Origin of the sequence: Acetobacter sp. DsW_059, assembly GCF_002153695.1 — a bacterium.
In the GTDB taxonomy this organism is placed as follows: Bacteria; Pseudomonadota; Alphaproteobacteria; order Acetobacterales; family Acetobacteraceae; genus Acetobacter; species Acetobacter thailandicus.
Genome location: NZ_JOPI01000050.1, coordinates 49,059 through 68,119, shown reverse-complemented (window position 1 = coordinate 68,119; position 19,061 = coordinate 49,059). Strand labels below are relative to the sequence as shown.

Sequence of the window (19,061 nt, the reverse complement as noted above, 5' to 3'; positions counted from 1 at the left end):
GCTACCAAACCTCAGAGAAGAGGTTTATTCAGCATCCCGGCGCGGCGCACGACCAGGCTTTTCGCCTGCGATGTCTGTAATATCAGCACCGGTCTCCTGATTAACAACACGCATCGAAAGCTTAACTTTACCGCGGTCATCAAACCCGATCACTTTTACCTTCACAGCATCTCCCTGCTTAACAACATCGGTGGTTTTACCCACACGACCCTGTGTCAGCTCAGAGATATGCACTAACCCGTCCCGTGCACCAAGGAAGTTTACAAAAGCTCCGAAATCAGCTGTCTTTACGACTTTACCATCATAAATACGGCCAATTTCCGGCTCAGCGACAATACCATTAATACGCTCAATCGCTTTATTCGCCTGCTCTTCAGACATCGCAGCGATAGTAATAGTACCATCATCTCCGATATCGACCTTCGCACCCGAATATTCAACAATCTCACGAATAACTTTACCACCGGAACCAATCACATCACGAATTTTTTCGCGTGGAACGCTCATAGTGGTGATTTTTGGTGCTGTGGTAGAAACGCCTGAACGGCCTTCTGTCAGTGCACGGCTCATTTCACCCAGAATATGCATTCTGCCATCACGAGCCTGTTCAAGAGCGATCTTCATGATCTCAGGTGTGATTGAGGTGATTTTAATGTCCATCTGCAGAGCTGTAACACCCTGATCAGTTCCGGCCACTTTAAAGTCCATATCGCCCAGATGATCTTCATCACCCAGAATGTCTGACAGAACAGCAAAATTTTTGCCTTCTTTAATCAGACCCATAGCAATACCAGCAACAGGGCGCTTCAGCGGCACACCGGCATCCATCAGAGCCAGCGAGCTGCCACACACTGTAGCCATGGAAGAAGAACCATTGCTTTCTGTGATCTCAGAAACAACACGCAGCGTATAAGGGAATTCTTTACGTGTTGGCAGCAGTGGATGCAGTGCACGCCATGCCAGCTTACCATGCCCGATTTCACGACGACCAGGAGAGCCAACGCGACCACACTCACCAACAGAATATGGAGGGAAGTTATAATGCAGCAGGAAGTTTGTGCGATATTCGCCTTCAAGTGCGTCAATCACCTGCTCATCCTGAGCTGTACCAAGCGTGGTTACAACCAGAGCCTGAGTTTCACCGCGGGTAAACAGAGAAGAACCGTGAGCGCGTGGCAGAATACCAACTTCTGAAACGATCGGACGCACAGTCACCAGGTCGCGGCCGTCAATACGCAGGCCTGTTTTCAGCACAGCGGTACGTACAACGTCAGCCTCAAGGTCTTTAAGCATTGGTTTAGCGGCGTCAACATCGAGCTCTTCAGCTGTCAGCTTCTCAAGAATTGCTTCTTTCGCTGCACCAATTTTCTCATAACGCGCCTGCTTTTGCTTTTCTTTATAAGCTTCAGCAAAAAGCTTACGGCCTACTTTATCAACACGCGTACGCAGTTTCTGGGCTTCTTTTGATTCTTCAGGCAGATCCCACGGTGCTTTTGCAGCATGCTCAGCCAGAGAAATAATCGCATCAAGCACTGGCTGGAACGCTTTATGGCCAAAAGTAACGGCTTCAAGCATTACTTCTTCAGACAGTTCAGAAGCTTCTGATTCCACCATCAGAACGCCGTCGGCTGTACCTGCAACGACGAGATCAAGATCGGTATCTTTCATCTGCTCAAGAGTAGGGTTGAGCAGGAATGCACCATCTTTATATGCAACGCGTGCACCAGCAACAGGCCCGAAGAACGGAATACCAGACAATGTGAGTGCCGCTGAGCAGCCGATCAGCGCAGCGATGGAAGGGTCATTTTCCATATCATGCGTGAGAACAGTCGCAATGACCTGCACTTCATTACGGAAGTTTTCAGGGAACAGTGGACGGATCGGACGGTCAATAAGGCGGGAAACCAGAGTTTCATTCTCTGACGGACGACCTTCACGCTTAAAGAAACCACCAGGAATTTTGCCCGCAGCATAGGCTTTTTCCTGATAATTAACAGTCAGAGGAAAGAAGTCCTGACCGGCTTTAACTGATTTTGCCCCAACAGCAGTACACAGTACAACAGTCTCACCGTAGGTTACGACAACTGCACCATCAGCCTGCCGGGCAATTTTGCCGGTTTCAAGAATCAGAGGGCGACCGCCCCACTCAATTTCTTTACGAAAATATTTAAAATCAATGCTCATTCAGCTCTGCTTTCGTTTTCAGTACCATCAGATTACAAAAAAACAGGTCAAACAGAAACTAACATAAACAGACAGCATCTCGGACGGCATGGAGACTGGCATGATTGCCCAGGCACCATGTGGTCGGAAACGCTGTGGTCCGGAAACTTCTGTTATCCCTCTTTATATCTGCAATCAGACTGACTGGTAATAAATCAAAAATAACACAAACAATGCGACAAGATTGTGAGGAAACGCAGCGATGCGCTCCCTCACGCTCAGCTTTTAGCGGCGCAGACCCAGACGGGCAATCAGTGCCTGGTAACGGGCAACGCTTTTACCGCGTAGATAGTCAAGAAGGCTACGACGGCGACCAACCAGAATCAGCAGACCACGGCGAGAGTGGAAGTCTTTCGCATGTTCTTTAAGATGTTCGGTCAGGTTGTTAATCCGCTCGGTCAGGATCGCGACCTGAACTTCAGGTGAACCCGTATCACCAGGTGAGGTCTGGTATTCGCTTATCAGTGCTGAGCGGCGTTCTGCAGTAATCGACATCACATATCTCCATTCAAAAAATCAGAAAATGCGTACCGGGCGCAGCAATCCGTCTCGCAGACGGCACAGTCCCAGCACACGCTCCCCCGTCATTGCCCGAATGGGTTCACCTTCACCAACCTCGGGGACACGCCCTTCAAGATCGGCAAGGCTCAGAGCCCGCCCATGCAATACAGAGGCTGCTTCATCCTCAGTCAGGGCCAGCGCCGGGATGTCGGCCAGCACGGTCGCAACCGGATAAAGCAGCTCCGGAGCAGTAGAGGATTTCTCATCATTTGTCACGAGCTTGTCGAGCGTTATTGCATCAGCTTCAGTAAAAGGACCAACCCTCAGCCGCCGAAGGGCCGTAATATACCCCACTGTACCGCAGGCGAGCGCCACATCACGCGCCAGAGCACGCATATAAACACCCTTCCCGGACTCGACTTCAAATATAGCCGTATCCCGATCTACACGCTCAATCAGTTCGAATCTGTCCACCCGTGCCGGGCGTGGCGGCAATTCGGGAGGCCTGCCTGCACGCGCCATATCATAAGAGCGCTGGCCACCAACTTTAAGAGCTGAAAATACCGGAGGCACCTGCATAATATCGCCGGTCAGCGCCGGCAGAGCCGCCCGCAGCTCATCATCATCCGGACGAATAGCAGAATACCCCGTAACCGCACCTTCTGCGTCATCGCTGTCACGCGATTCACCCATTCTCAGGGTAAAGCGGTATACTTTTCTACCATCCATTATATACGGTACTGTTTTTGTTGCCTTACCAAAGGCAATCGGCAACAGGCCGGTTGCCAGTGGATCAAGAGTACCTCCGTGACCAGCCTTACGGGCATCAAGCAGATAACGGGCACGCCCGACAACCTGTGTCGATGTCATACCTGAGGGTTTATCAATCACCAGCCAGCCATCAACTGGCATACCACGCTTGCGCCCCATGCATTCCCCCTCAGTTCGCACTCAATATCCTGCCTGGATATTTTCTGCCCTGTTATGGCAGAAAGCAGCCACTAGCGGAGCACACCCACTCCCGCAATAAAAAATTAATTACGTCATCCCAGGAAAAAATATCTTTAAAGAGCTTAGTGTTATCTGCTGCTGAATTATGGAAAAAAATTCACATTTTCATGATACGGGCTGGTCAGGTTAGTTTTTCTGCCTTAATGTCGTCACATATCATGACCAGCACACAGCCCCCATTGCCTTCAGAGGCCCGCACCGCACCGCCAGGAGGACCAGAATGGTCTCTTGATGTGCATGACACGACGATGGTCCTGTATGTTGGCGGAAACTGGAATAGCAGAAGCGATGATATTCCAGTTTTTAACACTGAGCATCTGAACGGGGGAACACCCTGTAAAAGCTGTGTCATTGATACGCAGGCTCTGGGCAGATGGGACTCCGGCTTCATCTCTTTCCTGTGGGATGTAAAACAAAAAGTAGCCGCAGCGCAGCTTGAACTGGACGATTCAGCCCTGCCCCCGGCAGCAAGAAATCTTCTTTCTCTGCTCCCGCAAAAAGCGGTGGAAGTAGCGGCCGATTATAAAAAGCCTCTGCCTTTCTTCGAAAAAGTCGGTGACAAAACACTTCAGACCCTTGAAGAGACTGGCACTCTCACAGATCTGGGCATTCAGACTGTTAAAGGAACCCTTCAGGCTCTGCGCGGCAAAAGCCGGATGCGGGTGAAAGACCTGGCTACAGATATCTGGAATGCCGGCCCCTCAGCCCTGCTGATTGTCGGAATTGTTAATTTTCTTATTGGTGCTATTCTGGCTTTTGTCGGGCTGATCGAATTACGCCGCTTCGCAGCAGAGATATATGTTGCGAACCTGGTTGGCATCGCATGTGCCCGTGAAATTTCTGCCATCATGACCGCCATTATTATGGCTGGCCGCACCGGCGGCGCTTACGCTGCGCGCATTTCGACAATGCAGGCCAATGAAGAGATTGACGCTCTGCAGGTCTTTGGCATTCCTGTCTCCACCTACATTCTGCTGCCTTCCATCCTCTCACTGTCTGTGATGATGCCTGTACTCTACGTATACGGTACGCTTATCGCTATTCTGGGTGGTTTCGTCGTGTCTATGACCATGATGAGCACCTCAGCCATTGGCTACTGGGTCACCACCATAAACGGTGTCTCCTTACATGAATTCGTGTTTGGATTTGTAAAGGCGTTTTTCTTTGCAGGCTATATTGGCCTGACCTCATGCCGGGTTGGTCTTAAAGCCGGGCGCAGCGCAGCAGATGTTGGTATTGCAGCAACCCGGGCTGTCGTGATTGGCATTGTCGGTATTATCGCTATGGATGCCGTATTTGCTGTCATTGCCAAAGTGCTGGACTTCTGACCATGACACACGATGAAACACTTATTTCAGTCCGTGATCTGAAAATTGCTTTTGGCCCTAAGCTTATTCAGCAAAATATTTCCTTCGACCTGAGGCGTGGATCTATTTTTGCCGTTATGGGCGGGTCAGGCTGCGGCAAAAGTACGCTGCTGAAAAGTATGATCGGATTGTTACGCCCTGCATCCGGGCAGATTCTGCTGGGTGGCGAGGATTACTGGGCACAGAACGAACAAAGACGCACAGAGCTTAACCACCGCTTTGGCGTGTTGTTTCAGAGTGGTGCCCTGTGGAGCTCAATGACAATCGGTGAAAACGTCGCTCTGCCTATGGAGATGTTCACCTCTTTCTCTGCAGACATGATCCATCGCCTGGTTAAGCTGAAACTCGGTCTAGTCGGTATGGAGCATGCCATCAACCTGATGCCTTCTGAAATCTCAGGTGGTATGCGCAAACGCGCAGGGCTTGCACGTGCCATTGCCCTCGACCCCGATATCCTGTTTTTTGATGAACCGTCGGCTGGGCTTGACCCCATTACCTCTGCCAGGCTGGATGAACTGATCCTGACTCTCCGTGACGGACTTGGCGCAACGATTGTTATCGTCAGTCACGAACTCCCAAGCCTGTTTAAGCTTGCGGATGATGGTATTTTTCTTGATGCCCAGGCGCGCGAACCTATTGCGCATGGTGCGCCTCGTGCCCTGCGCGACCACAACACAAACCCGACGGTCGTTTCTTTTATGAACCGTGCAGCAGACCTCTCATCTGCCCCCCAAACAAGAGGCTAATCGACTATGGCTGATACACATCACCGTAAAACTTTGCTTGGCGTCTTTGTCACCGGCGGTGCAGCACTGGGGCTGGGCATTATCATTTCATTTGGCCATATGAGACTGTTCACGCCGACCCGTGAAGCCGTCGTAATTTTTCAGAGTTCAATTAACGGACTTAGCCTTGGCGCTCCGGTAACTTTTCGCGGGGTTAAAGTCGGTTCTGTTCAGAACATCAAGCTCTCTTTTGATCCGCAGGATTATAAAGCCTATATTCCGGTGACTATCACGCTTGACCCCGACCAGGTTCATGTTGTTGACGGCTCAAACAAGAACTCCCCCGTTGACGTCAACAAACTCATTGCCAATGGCCTGCATGCTGAACTGAACATGCAAAGTTTTGTAACAGGCCAGTACAATATTAATCTTGATTTTGATAAAAATGCGCCCAGAAATCTGCATCCGCGCATTGCAACATTGCCGGAAATTCCTGTTCGCCTTTCTGATGTTGAAAAGCTCAGAACCTCACTTGGTCAGATACCCTTTAATAAAATTGCTGACCGTGCAGACAATACGCTTGCGTCAGCCAATTTACTCCTGGCCAGCCTGAATAAAGATCTTCCTCCTCTTATTTCAAGCCTGAAAACAACATCTGATGACTCGCATCAGACATTAACGGTTACCACCGAGGCGATCCGCAACCTGCAAACAAAGCTGGATGCGACATTAATCCATCTTGATACCCTGCTTGAAACCAGTAACTCTCAGCTCAATTCCCGTGGTGAAGACCTGCACAAAACACTGGTCTCTGCCACAAAGACGCTCGATTCATTGCAGGGTATGCTTTCGCCTCGTTCTGTTGACCGCGCCAACATGGATGCCGCCTTACGCGACATTGCCGCCGCCGCGGCGTCACTCCGTGGCTTTGCTGGCGATGTTGAACGTAATCCGCAACTCCTTCTGATGGGACGCCGCAAATGACATTCCTGATCCGTCGCCTTGCTCTGCCTGCTATGGGTGTGTCGCTGCTGCTGGCCGGCTGCGCCTCCTCAGCTCCGCCATTGAGTTTTTATACACTGGGCACACCCAACGGGCCTGCGGCAGCATCTCTGCCATCTTTATCAGCGCATACACCAACCGTTCAGATCGCGCGGGTTGTTCTGCCTGATTATATGGACACGCAGGATATCGTGCTGCGTGATCAGGAAAAAATAGTCCGCAGCGATAAAGGGCGCTGGGCTACAAGGCTTTCGGTAGGCGTTACCGATTTGATTACAAATCAGATCGCTCTCTCCCACCCTGACGAACTTATTACAGATCAGCCCGTCCCTGAAGCTGCCACCTGGCGGGTACAGATTAATATATCACGCTTTGATATTGATACGCATGGCCAGGCTGTACTCGACGCTAACTGGAGTGTACTGCCTGCAGATATGAAGCAGCCCATTGTGAAGCAAAGAGCGCACATTGTAACTTCAGGCTCAGTCAGTTCAGATGCAAATGTTGCAAGCCTGATGCGTAAGCTGGTTGTTATCCTGGCGGGTCAGATTAATAGCTCCCTGCCCTCATAAAGTTTGAAAGACCTGATATCTGATGCAACACAGATATCAGGCAAAACCTCACGCAGGTTTAAGAGGCGCTTTGCGTCCCTTCATGTTGCGTGGCATTCTGACAGATGTTTTTTTACTCGCAGCGGCACTGGCTGACGCCACCTTCCGTGTTGTCTTCCCCCTGGCAGGCGCTTTAACTGCATGAGATTTTTTTGATGCAGGTTCCTGAGAAATAACCTCAGGTTTATCTTTTTTCAGACGGCTCGCATTATCTGTAATGATGTGGTCGATCAGTTTTTTATATTCTGCAATAGAATGCTCTATATTCAGAGAATGTTCAGCCTCAGCCCGCGCCCCTTTACGAATAGTACGGGCCAGCACTTTGTCATTAAGTACCCTGACGATACCATCAGCAATCGCTTCAGGCTCATGGAAAGGTACCAGAACACCTGTCTCTCCATCCCTGATAAGTTCTCTGACCGGGGCTGTATCACTCCCGACAATTGCACAGCCAGCAGCCATCGCCTCACGCAGAGACCATGACACCACAAACGGATAAGTCAAATAAACATGAGCATCAGAGCGTTTGATAAGTGTCAGGAAAGTCTCGTACTGCACCTTGCCAAGAAAATGTACACGAGAGAGGTCTGTCTGCCCCTCAAGCTCACGTAGCATAATCTCACGCCAGCAGCCTGCTGGCAGCTTCGCCCCGTAACTGATCTCATCACCACCTACCAGCAACACCCTGACATCTGGTTCCTGCTCAAGCAGGCTGGGAAGTGCACGCATAAACACATGAAAACCACGATAAGGCTCAAGGCCACGAGCGACGTAAGTAACAAGCTTATCTTTTGGTTTGATCGTTATATCACCAAAAACGACGTCTTTTCGGGCAAGTGTTTTATCAGCTTTACACTTTTCAAGATTAACACCCTCTTTTAGCACATGAATTTTTTTCTGTGCCCAATCAGGATATGTACTTAGCTGAAAAAGAGTAGGTGTCTGTCCATAACCGGGGTTGTTAAGTGCCAGCAGATTAATTGCATTCTTTGCCCGCACCAGCGACCTGAAAGCCTGATCCATAGGAAACTCAGGATCAAAATCGACATCAAACCCGGGGCCTGAATGATAATAAAATTCGAAATAACCCAGCACAGGTACATCAGGATAAACATCCTGCATGTTCAGCAATTCACCCCAGCCATGGTGGCCGATAATAATATCTGGTGTGAAACCAAGCTGCCTGAGTGTCACAGCCGCAGCAGCGACTGCTTCAGCACGGATCATACCAGCTTCAAGTTCTTTTACGCCTGAATGGGCGCCTTCAGCGACAGGACGGGGCATACGGTAACGAACCCGCCGGACACCGGAGATAACATTATCATTATCTTCACTGATAAAAACAATTTCATGCTTCTCCTCGCGTGCAAGGTGCCTCACGAGATGTAAATACTGACCAGGAAAATTCTGGTGTACAAAAAGATACTTCAAGAAAAATACCTATAATATTTATTTTAATAATAAATGAAAAACCCGGCCATACAGCCGGGTCATTATAGTTTATCGGCGAGAAGCAGGTTTACGTCCACGGGTTGTTTTACGTGGAACGGAAACAGGCTTTTCTGCTTTCGGGGCAGCTGGCCTGCCGCGACGTGCTGGTACGGCTGGCACCGCTTTCACCGCCACAGCTTTCACGGCCACAGCTTTCGCTTTTCGGGCAGAAGTTTTACGCTTTTTAGGCGTTATAATTTCTTCTTCTTCAATAACCTCTGTAACCGGAGAATCGCCTTCTTCTTCGATAAACAGATCAAAATCATCTGCCTCGAAGATATCACCGTCCTCTTCGTCGAGCAGCACAGCCAGTTCAGCTTCAGCCTCTGCTTTTGCCTTAGCCGAAGCCTTCAGGCTTTTAGCTTTTTTGCCAGCACTGCCACGGGGAATAATTTCAAGTAAAAAAGCCTCAAGCGGAGCAAGAGATGCTGCTTCAACGGGCTCATCACCAGAAACTGGTCCGATCTCTGTACCATCTGTAAAGGTTGCTGTAATACGGCATTCAAATTTTTTCGCCGCCTGACCTTTGAGACGTACACACAAACCAAGGATAGGAAGCGCCATACCACGGCTGCCACAATACTGCCCGCCGGCAACCCATGGTGACAACCAGCCTTTGCCCAGAACAGCCTGATATTCAATATCAGCCGGAGCGATCAGCGAAGCGGGAGCCACACCAAAACCTTCAATCCAGGCACGACTGCCCGGCTTACCCATCCATTCACCAAGGCGCGCGGCAACATCACCCCGGCGCTGAATATGCGCACCTATTTCAACTTCATCCTGTTTCACTGAGGCCTCAGCCTCCTGTGAGACAACAGCACCTTTAGCAGCCTGACCCTTTGTTGCTGCTGAAGCAACCAGCGGTGCTGCCGATGCGTCAGACTGCGCGCTGAGCTGAACGACCTGAAGACGGGGCGCTTCGTGCGGCGAACCATCTTCCTGATAAATTGTAACCATGACCTGAGCCGGACCCTGATGCACCCTGATCAGAGCTGCACCATTAACTGTGCTCATCCAGCCTTCACTATCAAACGTCAGAATTTCGACATTTGCTGTGTTTTTCACAGGTGGCTGCGAAATGCGTACACCAGGCAGGCCAGAGGCTGACGGAGGCTGTTGCCCTGGTGTAGAATACACACAGAACAGGCCCGTCTGAAGAGTCATCAGAGATCCTGAGACTTTTAAATCCGAAATTTTCTGCTGCGCCGACGCCTGGTTACTAGACATAAATCCTCATTCAATCAGGAATTTTTTTTAAAACTTACAAAAATAAGTTTAAATATCAGTGAATAAAGAAGCGAATGCTCCTGTGATCTCATCTCGTTCTATTTATTGCCTATATTTATGCTTTTTATCAACATCTCATTAAGCTCTGCACCTCTGAGATGCGGATTAATCACAACGCCCTGCCCTGTAGCACGAATGCGTTCAGCAGGCGCACCATGATCGAATGCAATAACAGACAATCCTGCTTTCCAGGCAAGCTCCAGTGTAAAACACCATGTTTCTGGCCAGACTGATGGTAAAAATGCAGCATCTGCCTGTATAGATTCCAGTAATGTGACTGCATCACCCTCTTTGTACCGACCGGTAATGTAAACCCGACCAGTATTCAGCAAAGGAGTATCATCAGGGGTGTGCCCGACCAGAACAAATTCAAGTGGCAAATCCCGGAGAGCCGCATCAAGAGCAGCCTGATACAGCACATCATACCCTTTTTCCCGGCCAATCGCGCCCACAATACATAGCCGTAAACGCCGGGACTCTGCCTGCCTGGGTGTTTTTAAAAAACCATCGGCAGGAACATAATGTCCTGCCGTTGCCTGTTTGCCACGACCTGGCAACTCTGCTCTCTTTACTCTCTTCTCAGCAGGTCTTACCACACAGGTGATTTCGGGAAAATGTTTCAACATTCTCTGCGCAGTATCACGAGACGGTACATATACAGTATCTGCCATACTGAGAACCGATGCAGAGCGCTGTACATATACTGCAACACTAATATCTTCTTCTATATTATTGCCGCCAGTAGAAATACAACGCTCGCACCCTGAAAGATCCGGCTCGCCACAATAGTTTCCAGATGGGTCAAGCAACGAGATACGCTGACAAAACCACATATAGTCATGTACAAACACATCACAGGAGCAGCATAATTCATTTGCAAGGTGCGCAATTGACGGATGGTGACCAAGCAGATGATGCAGCTCTACCTTCTGAACATTTTCATGCTGTAAAAGATCGAGCAGCCCGGCATGCTCATCAGGCAACGTAAAAGCCAAAGACGGAAAATCCTCAGGGGCAGTACTATCTTCAATAAGGCATCCTTTTTTTGATGGCCTGAGAATTAAAACCCGAAAAGAACGCTTCCTGTAACTGGCGGCCCGCTCCTGAATAACCCGCTCAACTCCTCCGCCGTGATGATGCGTAACCAGTAAAACTGTTTTTTTACACACGCGGGCAGCCACCCCACGTGCGCGAAAACGCACCTGATCAAAACGCCGGCGCGCCTCAGACAGCGGATCACGCCTGATCCAGTCTGCCACCAGAGCATGATACCCAGGGTGCAGATCCTCAAGAATATCAGCATTGCGTGCCATCAGATCTGCCCGGGCACTGCCGAATGAGGCAGCCCCTGTATGTGCGACAAATACTCCTGGTGCGGCTTTATGCTTCCACCCCAGAGCACGGGCACGCATACAAAAATCATTTTCTTCGCCATATCCCTGGGCGAAAACATCTTCGCGCAACAGTCCTGTCTGCTTCAGGCAATCATGACGTATATAAAGGCAAAATCCGTGACCTGTCGGGATGTCATATGACACCCCTTTATTGGCTACCAGTGCTGCAGCCATGAAAACCCTTGTCTGCATTGCATCAGGTTCAGCGTTTTCTCTCTCATGCGACGGGTATGACAAAATACTGGCATCGTTTGAAAATGGTGTCACCGTACCTGTCTGCTGATCACGGTAAGCAATCCGCCTCAGTTCTGCCAGCCAGCCCTCCGCGACGCATGTATCACTATTGAGCAAAATAACATCATGGCCCGCTAAAGCCCTCAGGCCCTTATTAACTGTACCGGGAAAACCAAGGTTACGCTCATTCTGATGACAGGAGAAATTATACTTCTCGCAAAAAGCCTTAACGAAATCGGTCAGCTCCCTCTCGGGGGAAGCATCATTGATAACCAGAACCTGAATTTTTATACCCTGAGTTGTCTTTCTGACAGCTTCAAGGCAGCGCCTGGTACACGTCAGGTCACGAAATACAGGAATAATAATGGCAAGAGGTGCTCGCTGCCCTGAAACCTCCGGTACGGGAATATTGTTTGTCAGAACCGGAACGGGAAGAAAGCTTTCAGCCACACCTTTATCAGACGAAGAAAAAACCTCTGATGCAGTAAGGCGCATGCCGGCAAGGTACCTGGCAACCGCAACCGCACTCCGGGCCTTCTGCCCCGGAAAAAGCGGGCTGCCTGCCAGGTCGCGGCCATATTCATCCCTGACACTTATAAAACCTGCAGGCAGCTCATGCTGCGAAAGTGAAAAATGACGGTACATGGCGCCCGGACGTTGAGCCCCGCCTGTTTCGTCAAGAACTGTTGCATGAACATGCTGCAGAGTTTTACCGCTCTGCACATCAATCACTTTGAGCACAGGCTCTCTTTGCGAGTCATAAGGAAACCAGGCCCAGCCTCTGAGACCTTCTGCCTCTTCTTCAACAAAGCCCTCGCATTTTATAATATGCTCTGGCCTGAAATCATTACCAAAGAAATGATCACCACCGGAAAATATAACTGAGACAACCTCAGCATGCTGCCAGCCTTCGGGGCAAAACCATTCTTTCCCTCTCCGGCATACAGGCTGAACCGTATCGTCATAACATACACTGACAGGCTTTAACGGAGAACGGCTCCCCCACCTGATCTGACCATTACCCTCAAGCCCGCACCAGCCTGCGACCCCATTAAGGTGGTAAATTTTGCTGACAAAATCAGCGATATCTGCATTACAGGAAAAATGAGACAACAAATGCTCTGCAGCGGCTAACGCACCCGCGACGTCCTGCAATTCAAGGCGCAAACCTGCAAGCAGCATCCACCCTTCTTTAAAATCACACTCTGACAATAACGCAGAAAGAAGTATTTCTGCTTCAGACAGATCTCGTGTCATCTGGCGTGCAAGCACCAGGGCAAACATGACATGCTGGCTTTCAGGAGCCTGCCTGTTAGCATATTCAAGAAGGTCTCTGGCGGTGGCGTAGTCACGCTCTGCCCAGGCTTTCAAACCACTATAATAGGTTTTCTGCGCCTGCTGACTGGCAATGACCGCACGGGACCGGGCGCTCAGTGTCACATCCTGCCAGATCAGTGCTGCTCCGGAAGACCCGCTCATAAGAAAAACCTGGCTTTTCTGATACTCAAATAAAGAGACCGGCCTGCTGCTCAGCCGTCATGACTGGTGGCAGGAACACTGGTCTCAGCCTCAGCAGCCTCAAGGTTTGCAAGCTCAGCCGCGGCTTCAGAGATGCCCTGGGCTGCTGCCTTTTTATACCATATTTTTGCCTGTTCTGTATCCTGCTCACCAGCGCGGCCGGCAGCAAGGTAACGTCCCATCATCAGCTGTGCAGGAGGGTTATTTTTCTCCGCTGCTTTCCTGAACCACTGCTGCGCAGCGACAAGGTCCTCAGGCACATCGTGCCCGCCGCCGTACATTGCACCAAGCGAGAACATTCCCCACACGTGCCCCTGGGCCGCTGCTTTTTTATATAACTCCAGTGCTTGCTGGTGGTCCATTGGCCCACCAGTGCCATTCACCAGAAGATCAGCATAAGCAACCTGGGCATCTGTCATACCAGCCTCGGCAGCTTTTCTGAGCCAGGCGCGACCTGCTTCAGGGTTCTTATCCGTGCCACGTCCATGCAGAGTAAGAATACCATACCAGTACTGTGCATTAACAATTTTATCAGCTGCAATACGCAGCCATCTGAGTGCCTCTGCATCACTCTTATAGCTTTGCTCTGTGCCTACCCCCTGAATAAGACACACGGCCAGATTAAAAGCTGACAAAGCATCACCCTGTTCAGCCTTTGTACGATATACCTGAATAAGGTCAGCGCTTATATCGGAAGAAGCCTGCCCCTGAAGCAGCATATTGCTCAGATCAATGGTTGCGTGATTGTGCCCCTGCTCGACTGCGAGCCTGAACCAGCGCTCAGCTTCACGCTCATCCCTGGCAACACCAACGCCCTCTTTAAACAGGGTCCCCAGCGTATAGCTGGCAGCTGCATGACCGGCTTTTGCTGCCTGCTGATACCACGAAACAGCCTCGACATAATTTGGAGGCAAATCACCACCGCGACCGTACAGATCGCCCAGGGTAGCCGCCGCCTCTGCATCACCGCCTAATGCTGCACGCCTGAGCCAGGTCTCTCCGCGCACGACATCACGTTCCATCCCGTGGCTACCAGCCATTAAGGCTACACCCAAACGAGCCTGAGCTTTTGGAACACCCTGCTCGGCAGCTTTACTGTAATATGAAAAAGCGACCCCTTCATCAGCAGAGCAGCCACCCATGCCATGCTCATACATCACACCCATCAGATATAATGCTGTAGATAAACCAGCATCAGCAGCCTTTCTCAGGTGCTGCGCTGCGACAATATAATCATCCTGAGAAGAGGCTGTCCCTAGTGTCAGCAGCCCCAGCCCAAGGTGGCCCTGAGCATTTCCCGCTTCAGCAGCCTTACGATACCAGTTTCGGCCTTCTTCAGGATTTCTGACATCCTCAGGCCCGTTACACAGCACATAACCATAAATTGCCTGGCCATCGACATCACCGAGCTCAGCCGACAATTTAGCCCAGACCGCGGCCCGGTGAAAATTAGGCTCACCTTTTTCAACAAGAGGCGAGCTCGCACCAAAAAGAGCACCGGAACTGCCCTGATCTTCAATACTGGCCGGCAAACCGTTCAGATACAATGTTGCCATCGTAAAACCAGCTTTAGGCCAGCCTTTACGTGCGGCACGGCGCATCCAGCGCACCCCCTCCGGCAGGTTAGGTGGCACCCCGTTACCTGTCAGATAAGCATCGGCAACAAGAAACTGCGCTTCAGGGATATCTTCACGAGCAAGCAGAGAAAGCTGCGAAAAACCCTTAATGGCTGTTTCGGGGGCAGCCATCAGAGCCTTTGCTCCCTCAAGACGGGCCTCGGCAGACCCATCGCGTCCGACCATCCGTTTGATTAAGCTTACGACCATAATGACTACCCTTATATTGTATGCCTGAACCGCAACTCTTCTTTTACGGCTCGCGCATTCCCTGGTTCATAAGCGGCATGATCGTATTAAGCATATACTGCATAATCGTTCTCTTACCGACCTTAATATCCGCTGTTATTGGCATACCAGGCTGAGGATGGAAGAAACTCGGAACGCCATGTAAAGTGTACTTATCAATTCTCATATGAACCCTGAAAAACGCCTGGTTTTTCGGATCAAGTGAGACACCGACCTGCTGCGCATCCTCATCCTGAACGAAGGAGTCCGCACTAATCGTTCTGACAACAGCCTCTGCACCGCCATACTGCTGGAAAGGGAAGGTTTCAAATTTAACCAGAGCTTTGTCACCCAGCTTTACAAAACCAACGTCTTTACCGGACAGAACAGTCTCAACCTCAAGCCCCTTACCAACCGGAATCAGGGTCATCATACGCTGCCCGGCAGAGAGAACACCGCCGACAGACACCCTGGCCAGACTAAGAATAATTGAGTCCTCGGGGGCCTTCATAATCACAAGCTGACTGTGAAGAAGTGCTTTACGGTATGATGCTTTTGATTCAGCCAGATGATGTTCAGCAGTATTCAGATCGCGATAAACCTCAGCCTTCCAGTTCTGAATATAACTCTCTTTTTCTGAAGTCTGTGCCGCAAGTTTATTGCTGGTTGATGCCGCCTGCTGCTGTGCAGCGATCTGCGAACGCTCAATATCCATCAGGGCATTCTGGGCACTCAGCGTTGAAAGCTTACTGCCAACCTGATCTTTCTGCAGCTGCATACGCATAGAGTGCACATCTGCTGCGACTTTACTTTGCGCTGCATACATAGCTGCACTTGCCTGATACCCTTTCATATCATGCTGAAGGCTGGCGATCATTTTATCATAATTAGTAATCTTGGCATTATACTCACCCTGACGGCGAATAAAGGCTTCAGCCTGCTGAGCTGATGCAAGATTCTGAGCTGTAGCCGTATACGTCCTGCCATCAGCCTCAGCCAGCAGGCGATCTACCTCAGCCTGGTACTGATCTGTCTGAGCACGCATATTATCAATATCAGCACCGGTTGTTGTCGGATCAAGCTCAGCTAATATTTCGCCTTTACGAACGTAATCACCTTCACGCACCTTAATAGAACGTACAATTGACGCATCAAGAGGCTGAATAACTATTGGTGTTTCCGTTGAAATCAGCCGTCCTGACGTTGAAACCACTTTATCAAGCGGAAAAACAACCATAACGGTCAGGGTCGAGAGCATCAGTGCACCGATCAGCCAGATGATATACTGTGCTGATGCCGTTGGCGGCATGTTAACCAGAGCCGCAGTAGGCGAATGAAACTCAAGCAAGCCTATAGGCAGGTCACCAGGAGCGTAGGGGTCATCTGCCTGCCGGATAAAAGCTGTCGCTGTTTCATCTGGCATCTCATACTGAACAGGTTCCTGTGACTGAGGCTGCCCTGCGGGAATAATATCCTTCTCGCTCATGGCCTATTCTCCTTCCGCGATAAGGGAGGTATCACCCACGGCACTACCATGTGTATGACGGTTCTGCTGCATCCAGAGCGTACGGTAAATATCACACCGCTCAAGCAAAACATCATGAGGCGCTATATCAACGACAGACCCCTTATCCATCACACAAATCTGGTCACAGTTCACAAGCGATGACAAACGGTGCGACACAATGACCATTGTGCGCCCTTTGCCTATGCGTTCCAGGTTGGCATTCACCAGTGCTTCACTCTCAGGGTCGAGAGCTGATGTTGCCTCGTCGAGAATCATCAGTTTCGGATCGGTGATGACTGCACGGGCAATAGCAAGACGCTGACGCTGCCCACCGGAAATATTAGTCGATCCCTCTTCAATAAAGGTCTCATACCCAGCAGGCATACGCTCAATAAATTCTTCAGCGCCAGCCATACGTGCTGCACGCATAACATCATCAATCGTATAGCCCGGACGACCCGCCGTAATATTTTCACGGATTGTACCACGAAACAGAAAGTTATCCTGCAACACAACACCGAAGGAACGACGCAGATGGGTAAGGTTAATTTCCCGCAGGTCAATACCGTCAAGGCGCAGATAACCCGTATAAGAACGGCTGACACCCTGCAGCAGACGGGTTATGGTTGATTTACCTGAACCACTTCGCCCGACCAGACCCAGCATAGTGCCGGCAGGAATCTGAAAGTTCACATCTTTAAGCGCCAGACTTGTCGCGCCGGGATAGGTAAAGTTAACGCCATCAAAGACAAGGGCACCTTTAATAACCGGACGCATTCCTGTTGTCAGCGCAACTGTCTCTGTCGGCTGATTCAGGACCGAAGCCGCCTCACCTAAGGAGGTCATCACTTCCGTATAATCATCCATCAGCTTGGCCAGGCCAACAAGCGGAGACGCGACACGACCGCCCAGCATCATAAACGCAACAAGCGCACCAACACCTACTGTACCAGGACTTGTCAGCGTGAGATAAGCGCCAACAATAAGAATGCCGCGATTAATAAACAAATCCAGCGGCATCACCAGCGTTTGTGGCCAGTTCATCATACGTCCGGCAGCAAGCTTCCAGCGCACGACGCGGGCTGTCATTTCATCCCACACATGCTTACGGCTGTTTTCAAGAGCCAGCGTTTTGAGAGTACGAATACCAGCTACAGTCTCATAAAGAATCGCAGAACGATCACGTTCAGCAAGCAGCTGATGCTGCATGACTTTAGTAACAGGGCCGGTAAACAACACTACAACCAGCCCGATAAAACCAGCGGCACCTATTGTCATCCAGGCCAGTGTCGAACTTAAGAAGAACAGAAACGGTAAAATTACAACAAGAGTAAACAAATCCAGAAAAGTGGACATAAGCCTGCCGGTCAAAAAGTCACGCACTTTATAAATAGCCATGACACGACCAAGAAGGTTACCCGCCTGCTGCCGCTCAAAATACTCAAGAGGTAACGACACAAGACGATTAAAAATATTAAGAGATAAACGTGAATCAACACGGGTTGTCAGAACGAGGGAAACCTCACGCCGTGCATAAGACAAAAGAATTTCATAAACTGAAAACACGACGATCATACCGGTAATCGCCACCAGAGTAGACATCGAGTGATAATTAATAACTTTATCAATAATCTGCATCACGATAAGCGGCGGAAAAATCTGCAGTACACTTAATGTCATTGACGATAGTGCAATATCACGCAGGGATTTCTTCTCACGCAACACCATCTTGGCAAACCAGGCGAAACAGATTGGGGCATCAGCTTCTGACTGCCCCTCTCGTGCTTTCACCAGAACGATCTCACCTGTCCAGATACGGCTCAGGCGCAGCTCGTCAACTGGTACCGGAGGTGTCTCTTCCCCCTTCAGAGGATCACGCAGCCAGACAACACCGCGGTCGGGCGTTGTATTGACCATAATGGCCGCTGATCCATCTTTAAAAAGCAGAACAATAGGGGGCGAATTCGACATTCTGACAAGATAGCGCCACTTGATCTGCATCCCCTTGGCGGCAGCACCCTGCTCTTTCAGCCAGCGGCACAACGTTGCAGGAGACGGGCTGACCTCACCTGGCTCTGCCGCAAAATCCCGTATATCAAGCTCAAGCCCATGAAACCGCGCCGCTGCAATAACAGCACGCAACCGGATAATAGCGGGTGATACGCGTTCTTCACCCATATCAGTATGTGACTGAGAGCCAGAGACTTCCGGAACATTGTCAGAATGATTCACGAACAACCCTTTTGATAAAACGCAAACATTTCGTGTCGTTAAAAACTTTTTGTCACACAATCAGAGAGAATATAACTCTTTGAAAAAAATAATAATCAGAAATCAGGTGTT

13 protein-coding genes are annotated in these 19,061 nt (G+C 50.1%); 4 read left to right on the top strand and 9 right to left on the bottom strand.

Features of this window, described 5'->3' with window-relative positions:
- Nucleotides 1-24: 24 nt before the first annotated feature.
- From pnp to truB, 3 genes are all read right to left on the bottom strand, one after another.
- Nucleotides 25-2,184 (bottom strand): polyribonucleotide nucleotidyltransferase, encoded by a 2,160-nt coding sequence (gene pnp / locus HK25_RS10595; protein WP_086636166.1) that lies wholly within the window; start codon nucleotides 2,182-2,184, stop codon nucleotides 25-27.
- Nucleotides 2,185-2,448: 264 nt separating this feature from the next.
- Nucleotides 2,449-2,718: a 30S ribosomal protein S15 gene (gene rpsO, locus HK25_RS10590; protein WP_086553942.1), complete on the bottom strand. Its 270-nt coding sequence runs from the start codon at nucleotides 2,716-2,718 to the stop codon at nucleotides 2,449-2,451.
- 21 nt (nucleotides 2,719-2,739) lie between these two features.
- Nucleotides 2,740-3,654, bottom strand: a complete 915-nt coding sequence (gene truB, locus HK25_RS10585; RefSeq protein WP_086553941.1) for a tRNA pseudouridine(55) synthase TruB — start codon at nucleotides 3,652-3,654, stop codon at nucleotides 2,740-2,742.
- A gap of 239 nt (nucleotides 3,655-3,893) precedes the next feature.
- Here truB and HK25_RS10580 point away from each other — a divergent pair, with 239 nt between their 5' ends.
- Genes HK25_RS10580 through HK25_RS10565 form a run of 4 tightly spaced genes read left to right on the top strand, consistent with a single transcriptional unit; the run spans nucleotide 3,894 to nucleotide 7,401 of the window.
- Nucleotides 3,894-5,063: an ABC transporter permease gene (locus HK25_RS10580; protein ID WP_233127804.1), complete on the top strand. Its 1,170-nt coding sequence runs from the start codon at nucleotides 3,894-3,896 to the stop codon at nucleotides 5,061-5,063.
- A 2-nt stretch (nucleotides 5,064-5,065) separates the two neighbouring features.
- Nucleotides 5,066-5,848 (top strand): ABC transporter ATP-binding protein, encoded by a 783-nt coding sequence (locus tag HK25_RS10575; protein WP_086553940.1) that lies wholly within the window; start codon nucleotides 5,066-5,068, stop codon nucleotides 5,846-5,848.
- 6 nt (nucleotides 5,849-5,854) lie between these two features.
- A complete protein-coding gene (locus HK25_RS10570) occupies nucleotides 5,855-6,811 on the top strand; it encodes an MlaD family protein (protein WP_086553939.1) in 957 nt (318 codons plus the stop codon).
- Entirely contained in the window at nucleotides 6,808-7,401 is a 594-nt protein-coding gene (locus HK25_RS10565; RefSeq protein ID WP_086636165.1) for a membrane integrity-associated transporter subunit PqiC, read from the top strand. The genes HK25_RS10570 and HK25_RS10565 overlap by 4 nt, the downstream gene beginning before the upstream one ends.
- A gap of 48 nt (nucleotides 7,402-7,449) precedes the next feature.
- On the opposite strand, the gene HK25_RS10560 is transcribed toward HK25_RS10565, so the two are convergent.
- From HK25_RS10560 to HK25_RS10535, 6 genes are all read right to left on the bottom strand, one after another.
- Nucleotides 7,450-8,871, bottom strand: a complete 1,422-nt coding sequence (locus HK25_RS10560; protein WP_086636164.1) for a glycosyltransferase family 4 protein — start codon at nucleotides 8,869-8,871, stop codon at nucleotides 7,450-7,452.
- A 69-nt stretch (nucleotides 8,872-8,940) separates the two neighbouring features.
- Nucleotides 8,941-10,098, bottom strand: a complete 1,158-nt coding sequence (locus tag HK25_RS10555; RefSeq protein WP_233127803.1) for a hypothetical protein — start codon at nucleotides 10,096-10,098, stop codon at nucleotides 8,941-8,943.
- A gap of 161 nt (nucleotides 10,099-10,259) precedes the next feature.
- Entirely contained in the window at nucleotides 10,260-13,328 is a 3,069-nt protein-coding gene (locus HK25_RS10550) for a glycosyltransferase (RefSeq protein ID WP_086636162.1), read from the bottom strand.
- Nucleotides 13,329-13,378: 50 nt separating this feature from the next.
- Nucleotides 13,379-15,193: a tetratricopeptide repeat protein gene (locus HK25_RS10545; protein WP_086636161.1), complete on the bottom strand. Its 1,815-nt coding sequence runs from the start codon at nucleotides 15,191-15,193 to the stop codon at nucleotides 13,379-13,381.
- A gap of 43 nt (nucleotides 15,194-15,236) precedes the next feature.
- Entirely contained in the window at nucleotides 15,237-16,697 is a 1,461-nt protein-coding gene (locus tag HK25_RS10540; RefSeq protein ID WP_086636160.1) for an HlyD family type I secretion periplasmic adaptor subunit, read from the bottom strand.
- 3 nt (nucleotides 16,698-16,700) lie between these two features.
- Nucleotides 16,701-18,896 carry a peptidase domain-containing ABC transporter gene (locus tag HK25_RS10535; RefSeq protein WP_086636184.1) on the bottom strand — a complete coding sequence of 732 codons (2,196 nt, stop codon included), beginning with the start codon at nucleotides 18,894-18,896 and terminating at the stop codon, nucleotides 16,701-16,703.
- Nucleotides 18,897-19,061 lie beyond the last annotated feature (165 nt).